Source organism: Microcystis sp. LSC13-02 (assembly GCA_002282935.1).
Lineage (GTDB): Bacteria > Cyanobacteriota > Cyanobacteriia > Cyanobacteriales > Microcystaceae > Microcystis.
Map to the genome: position 1 here is coordinate 1 of MTBT01000073.1, position 4842 is coordinate 4842.

Consider the following 4842-nt stretch of genomic DNA (forward strand, 5'->3'; position numbering starts at 1 on the left):
TACCTCTACTTTTTCAGAAGCAATTCTGTCTAAGCAAGTAATCTCTGTGAACCAAGAATCCCCGTCTCTTTAGAGCGGGGAGTGTCAATCTCTACCCCGATTGACCTTCAGTGGGACAATTAGAGCAATGCACAATTAAGGATTTTTGTCAAGAAAATAATATTAAACTTATTATTGATACCTGCCATCCCCAAGCTCAAATTATCTGGCAATTAGCGATTAATTAAGCTACCCTAACTAATATCCCCCCCATTTGCCTCGATTTAGAACTGGCTTTTATCCGTCCCCACCTTATTATCGATTTTTTTCGAGAATATTATGTCTGAAACTATCACTCCCACCATTAGCGATCGCATCTGTAAACACATGAACAAAGATCACGGTGATGCCGTGCTTTTCTACGCTCAAGTTTACGGTAATATTACCGATGCAGAAACCGCTCAAATGCTCTCCATCGATCCCCAAGGCATGGATTTAGTAGTAGAAAAATTAGGGGAGAGTCAAACAATTAGAATAGCTTTCGAGCGCACCCTAGAATCAGCCAAAGATGCCCATAATATCCTCGTTGAGATGCTAAAAGTTAATCAAACCACCCCTTGACAAAGATCGATTTTGCGACTATCACCGAAAAAGACCAACCTAGAGAATTAGCCCATGAATCAGGTTAATAGTACGGGAATAAAAATACCCAAGTCTGGCTGGCGTTTACTGCCTTTTTTAGTCTTGGGTGTGCTAGTTTTTGCCTTTAATTCCTCCCTAGAATTAAATTATCTAGTCAAGGGTTATATTACTCTCTTGGAATTACAGACAGGCATCGTGGTTTTGTACTTTCTTCTGGCTAAATTAGGGAAATCTCAAAAATTATGAGAAATAGAACTATAGCGGCTTTACTAGCCTTTTTTCTCGGTAATCTTGGCATCCATAAGTTTTATCTAGGGGAGAATTTGGCAGGTGTTCTCTATCTACTTTTCTTCTGGACTTTTATCCCCGGCATCATTGCTTTTTTTGAATTTATTGGTTTAATCATCATGTCAGATCAAGCTTTTGATGCTAAATACAATCCTAACTATCTCACCAGCAGTAGAGAGCGAGGACTGCCGGAATCAGGTCAGCAAAAAACCGCTACTTTACTCCAGCTTAAAAAACTTTATGATCAGGGAATTATTACTGCTGAAGAATACGAAGAAAAACGCAGAAAATATTTAGATTCTCTTTAAAAAATATGTCTAATCTCTCTCCTCGCCCTCCCGAATCTTCTGAGTGGATCTGGCTATCTTTAGTCCCAGTTTTCGGTGGGCTTGCCATTGCTAATGCTGGCAAAAAAACTAATAACCAAAGTTGGTTATCCGTCGGCATTGCCTTGACAATTATCTCCCTTATTTTCCTTACACAAGAGTCTTTTATCGTAATTTGGTTTGCCCAAATCGGCCTGGGTTTATACATCCGTCAACAGCTTAATTCCCATCCAATAGCTTCGGCAAATAGAACCGATTCCAGACAGTCATCCTCTCCTCTCGAAAAAATTGATATTAACAGCTGTTCCACCAACGATCTGGTTCATAAATTAGGGTTGCCGATTGTCTATGCCAATGATATCGTTTCTGTCCGTAATGAAGGACATATTTTTACCCATTTAGAAGAATTACACTTCTTGGCTGGCCTACCAGAAAATTATCTCAAAAAATTGGAACCTTTGATTATCTTTGCCTACGATATTCGCCAAGAAGTTGACGTTTCTTGGCGTTGTTTAAACTACTACTCCGTTGCGGAATTAGTCAATCTCGGTCTTGACTTTTCCCTGGCCGATAAAATTGTCGCCGAAAGAGAAAAAAACGGTGTCTATCGTTCGGCCATCGAAGTGAGAAACAGGACAGGTATTCCCTTAAAATCCTATCAGCAATTGCTCTAATTAGCTTGATTCTAGTTAGGGTCTGCTGAATAAATCTAAAAACCTTGTTGGGTAATATCTTGAGGCTTTTTTCAAATCAAACAAGTGCCAGTCATTGGAGTGATCGGGGGGAAAATTCAGGCACTTTTTCCCTGAAAATTAGGTAATTGACCATCTGAAAATGGGTAAAACCCTACACCCTACACCCCACACCCTACACCCCACACCCTGCCTCCACGAAAAAATTTTTCAGCCAACCCTAGTTATACCTTGAATTGCTTTTCTATCAAAGACACGATCCAACTTCTAGGTAAAAAACGGGGCAGATTGACGATAATTTTATTAGCAAATTTACCGGCTACCACGTTGGGGCGTTTGTTTGCCAAGGCAGTTAAAGCCTCTTGTACCACCACTTCCGCCGAATCTAACCGGCCGTTTTTGCCCATAAAAGCCCTGGGAAATCGGGCCACCTCAAAAAAATTCGATTCCGTCGGACCGGGGCAAAGAGCGAGGATTTCAACGCCTTTGTCTTTATTTTCTGCCCAGAGAGACTCGCTAAAGCTGAGGACAAAGGCTTTTGTCGCCGCATAGACGGAAAGATAGGGCAGCGGTTGAAACCCAGCAATGGAAGCAACATTGATGATTGCCCCCCCGGCGCCGGCAAGCATCGGACGGAGAAAATAGTGGGTTAATTCCACCAGTACCAGATTATTTAACTGGATCATTTCTAACTGTCGGGCTAAATCCTGCTCGCTAAAAGCACCATAATCACCAAAACCAGCATTATTTACCAGTAAATCGACGTTGATTCCTTTTTGGTTCACCGTATCATATACTAGCTTTCCCGCCCCGGCAACGGTCAGATCTTGAACGATAACTGTCACTTTTACCCCGTATTGTTCCTCTAATTCCGCCGCTAATTGTTCTAGTTTATCTCTGGATCTAGCGACTAAAATTAGCTCCATTTGCCCTTGAGCAAGTTGACGAGCAAAGACGACACCGATACCGGTAGAAGCGCCGGTAATGAGGGCTGTTTTCATAGAAGATCAACTAAAAATAGCTTTTTTTCTGGAATTGTACCACAGTGAACTTTCCATTTACAGTTCTTAACTTGGCGGGGAAGGCATTTTTTCAACTCAGAATATATGTTAGGCTAGAAATAGAACAAAGGTCGAGGAAGGTGCAGAAATGACAGTTATAAGCTTCACTGATCAAGATATTGCCAAGTATACCGCCGCTGATATTGCTTCTTTAGCCGAACGACTAGAAAAAGATGAGTATAGCAACCCCTTCGAGGCTTTGCGGGATTGGCATATGTTGCGAGCGATCGCTTTTCAAAGGCAGGAATTAGCCGAATCTTATCTTTATCTGTTGGATATAGAAGCCTACGATGAGGCTTAAAGTTGCTTGGTTAAACAAAACTTAACACAAATTACTGGGGGTGTGAGACTAGCACACCCATTATTTTTGATTATGGTATTCTCTGGCTGAAAAAAGCCCCTAGCTTTTTGCTCCTTATTTCCCTACTATCAGTAACAAAGTATTTTTAGGCGATCAACTAAATTATGGGCAAACAATACAACGTTTATGGGATCGGTAACGCACTCGTCGATATGGAATTTCAAGTCTCTCCTGAATTACTGCAAGAATTGGGCATCGATAAAGGAGTGATGACGCTGGTGGACGAAAATCGTCAAACCCAGTTGATGGAAAAATTGGCTTTTGATTGTAAACGCAGCGGTGGCGGCTCGGCGGCTAATACCCTAGTAGCGATCGCTCAGTTGGGGGGTAGAGGTTTCTATTCCTGTAAAGTGGGTAATGACGAATTAGGCAAGTTTTATCTACAAGATCTGCGCGCCTGTGGTTTGCATACCAATGAACACGGTGGCGAAAAAGAGGTGGGAATTACGGGAAAATGTCTAGTTTTCGTCACTCCTGATGCCGATCGCACCATGAATACTTTTCTCGGCATCACCGGGGAAATTTCCGAACGAGAATTAGTCCCTTCAGCGATCGCTAATGCCGATTATCTCTATCTCGAAGGTTATCTCGTCACCTCTCCCACTGCCAAAGCTGCCGCTATTAAAGGGCGAGAAATTGCTCAGGCTGCTGGAGTCAAAACCGCTTTATCCCTGTCAGATCCCAATATGGCGATCTTCTTCCGGGAGGGATTACTGGAAATGATCGGAAAGGGGTTAGATTTCGTTTTCGCTAATGAGTCGGAAGCTTTGACTATTTCTGGCAGCGAGGAAATCGAGTCAGCGATCGCCTATTTTAAAACCATTGCCAAAGGATTCGCTATCACCCGGGGTGCCAGTGGTTCTTTGATCTATGATGGCGAAAATCTGCTGGAAATTGACCCCCATCCCGTACAGGCGATCGATACCGTCGGCGCGGGGGATATGTATGCAGGTGCGTTTCTCTACGGTATTACCCACGGTATGGGTTACAAAGGAGCGGGAAATCTCGCTTCTCTAGCGGCTGCCCGGGTGGTTTCTACTTTTGGGGCGCGTTTACAAACCGAGGAAATTCAATCCCTGCGCGATTCGATCGTTTTGGGATAGGTTTTGTCGGTGATCAGCTTTCAGTCATCGGGAGTCAGGTTTTTTCTCCCTGCTCCCTGCTCATAGTCTTAACGAGTAATTTAGATAGGGTTTGCTGAATAAATTTGAAATGTAGGCAAAGTAAGGGTTTTGGGGCTTTTCTCGCGAAACAGGTGCAAGATTTTGAGAGAATCGTCGTTCAAAACCTTGCGTCTTCATCAGCCCGCGTCCTGTAGGGGCGAAGCATTCGGGCAATAACCTATCGGTGAAAACGTAGATTTTCTATCCGAATGCTTCGCCCGTACTTATTCAGCAAACCCTAGATAGGGTCTGCTGAATAAAGCTAAAAACCTTACAGGAAAAGGCTTTTAGCTAGATTGAGAGTCGCTCAGGTGCCCCTGAATCTGCTAA

The 4842-nt window shown here is 43.1% G+C and carries 7 protein-coding genes; 6 read left to right on the forward strand and 1 reads right to left on the reverse strand.

Features of this window, described 5'->3' with window-relative positions:
* Positions 1-318 precede the first annotated feature (318 nt).
* The 4 genes from BGL89_RS04400 to BGL89_RS04415 are packed head-to-tail and all read left to right on the forward strand — an operon-like array spanning position 319 to position 1909.
* Positions 319-600, forward strand: coding sequence for a DUF2470 domain-containing protein (locus BGL89_RS04400; RefSeq protein ID WP_286824626.1), 282 nt, complete (start codon positions 319-321; stop codon positions 598-600).
* A 54-nt stretch (positions 601-654) separates the two neighbouring features.
* Positions 655-867, forward strand: coding sequence for a hypothetical protein (locus BGL89_RS04405; protein WP_002761887.1), 213 nt, complete (start codon positions 655-657; stop codon positions 865-867).
* On the forward strand, positions 864-1217 hold the full coding sequence (locus tag BGL89_RS04410) for an NINE protein (RefSeq protein ID WP_286824627.1): 354 nt from the start codon (positions 864-866) through the stop codon (positions 1215-1217). The genes BGL89_RS04405 and BGL89_RS04410 overlap by 4 nt, the downstream gene beginning before the upstream one ends.
* 5 nt (positions 1218-1222) lie before the next feature.
* Positions 1223-1909 carry a helix-hairpin-helix domain-containing protein gene (locus tag BGL89_RS04415; RefSeq protein ID WP_286824628.1) on the forward strand — a complete coding sequence of 229 codons (687 nt, stop codon included), beginning with the start codon at positions 1223-1225 and terminating at the stop codon, positions 1907-1909.
* A 242-nt stretch (positions 1910-2151) separates the two neighbouring features.
* Here the strand turns inward: BGL89_RS04415 and BGL89_RS04420 are convergent, their stop codons facing one another.
* The gene (locus BGL89_RS04420) at positions 2152-2928 is read right to left on the reverse strand and encodes an SDR family NAD(P)-dependent oxidoreductase (RefSeq protein WP_286824630.1); all 777 of its coding nucleotides are present in this window, start codon (positions 2926-2928) and stop codon (positions 2152-2154) included.
* A 148-nt stretch (positions 2929-3076) separates the two neighbouring features.
* Between BGL89_RS04420 and isiD the strand changes: the two genes are divergently transcribed.
* Together isiD and BGL89_RS04430 are read left to right on the forward strand one after the other, a co-directional pair.
* Positions 3077-3289: a protein IsiD gene (isiD, locus tag BGL89_RS04425; protein WP_286824631.1), complete on the forward strand. Its 213-nt coding sequence runs from the start codon at positions 3077-3079 to the stop codon at positions 3287-3289.
* A 164-nt stretch (positions 3290-3453) separates the two neighbouring features.
* Positions 3454-4452, forward strand: a complete 999-nt coding sequence (locus BGL89_RS04430; protein ID WP_286824632.1) for an adenosine kinase — start codon at positions 3454-3456, stop codon at positions 4450-4452.
* Positions 4453-4842: the final 390 nt, after the last annotated feature.